A 1475-nucleotide genomic window follows, 5' to 3' on the forward strand; every position below is an offset into this window, starting at 1 on the left:
GGCGATGTCCCGAAGACAGTTGAAGGTTGGGACGGCGGGTGCGGCATAGGTTAGGCAACCTTCCGATCGTGGTCAATCGATTTTGAGGTCGATCGTTTCAAGGCGGCAGCGAGAATCCAGAGCTCGTTCACGCCGAGGATTTTCCGGAAGTGCTTCTCAGCTTCCAGGAAGCCTGCGGCCGTCCAGCGCAAGGCCATATCGGCGTCACGATAGCGCTTCACGCGCCCCGCGACACGGCGCACCGCGCCGTTCGGATTCTCGATGATGTTGGTCGTCGACAGGCCACGCATGAGCGCCGGCGTCAGGCCCAGCTTGTTCACCGTGAACGTTTCCTCCAACCCCTCGAGCAGTGCGGCCGAGGCGTCCGGATGGTCGGCCTTGAGCCACGCCGCGTGCGTCTTGAGCTTGGCGATGCCATCGTCGGCCGGCAGCTTGTAGGCCGCCTTCATGATCGCCGCGGTTTGCGAAACGCTCTCTTTCGGCAGGCGCTCGAGGACGTTGCGCTGCTTGTGCACACGGCAGCGCTGCACGTGGGCGCGTTCGCCGAAGAACTCCTCGATGGCCGAGCGCAGCGCTTTGGAACCATCGATCACGAACAGGTATTCGTGATCCGCAGGCAGGCCGCGCTCGATCAGTCCGCGCAACAGATCCTTGACGACCTGGGCGTTCTCACTCGAACCGCTCGCGAGGCCCAGGAGGTGTTTCTCGCCGGGGCTGTCCACGCCGATGGCGGCGACGATGTGACGCGAGTCGACGATGATGCCGTCCAGGTAGATCGCCAGGAAGTCCTTGTCATCGAAGCGCCGCCCCATCAGCTCGGTGAGCGCCGTCTGGCTGGCCTTGATGAACTGGCGCGAGACGCTGCTCCTGGAGATGCCGACGGTGCCGGCCATCTCGGGCAGGACCTTGGCGTATTTGCGCGTCGACACGCCCGTGACCATGATCTCATGCACCCGCTCGGCGAGCCGCGGATTCTCGTTCAATTGCTCGTAGGCGGGGACCGGCACTTCGCCGCCGCCACGACGCCGCAGGCGCGGCCGCTTCACCTTCAATTTGCGTTCGTCCATCACGATCTGGCCTGGCTGCGAGCCGTGCCAGCGGACCTCGTCGCCTTTGCGGCCCGGATGCTTCTCGCCGGCCACTTCCGTCGCCGAGATCACCAGCAGTTGCTCGACCAGGCTACGGCCGGCTTCGTGCATTAACTCGTCGATGCTGGCGCGGGTGTTCTGAATCAGATCGAGCATGGGCAACAGGAGCTGACTGTTCTCGGCAAAACAGGCGCGCAGCCCGTCCGGGTCCTGCTTGGGCACCACGTGCAACGGCGCGCTGGCGCTTTGGGGCTTCTTCTTGGTACGCTTCATTTGGCGGTTCTCCTTGGTCCCCTGTCCGGGAAGTTGGTCGTCGAAACCCGATTCTCTCGGATTTCCAACGGGGAACCGCCGCCTTCAACCTTCAACTACGCCCGGGACATTGCC

1 protein-coding gene is annotated in these 1475 nt (G+C 63.9%); it reads right to left on the bottom strand.

The features are described 5' to 3' along the window. Positions 1–50 precede the first annotated feature (50 nt). Complete coding sequence (locus GCT13_RS47675; RefSeq protein WP_152768432.1) at positions 51–1361, bottom strand: IS256 family transposase; 1311 nt, start codon at positions 1359–1361, stop codon at positions 51–53. Positions 1362–1475 lie beyond the last annotated feature (114 nt).

The organism is Paraburkholderia franconis (assembly GCF_009362735.1).
Classification (GTDB): Bacteria; Pseudomonadota; Gammaproteobacteria; order Burkholderiales; family Burkholderiaceae; genus Paraburkholderia; species Paraburkholderia franconis.

Coding starts and splice junctions, on each gene's coding strand:
- GCT13_RS47675 (WP_152768432.1), bottom strand. CDS start 1,361: ATGAAGCGTACCAAGAAGAAGCCCCAAAGCGCCAGCGCGCCGTTGCAC.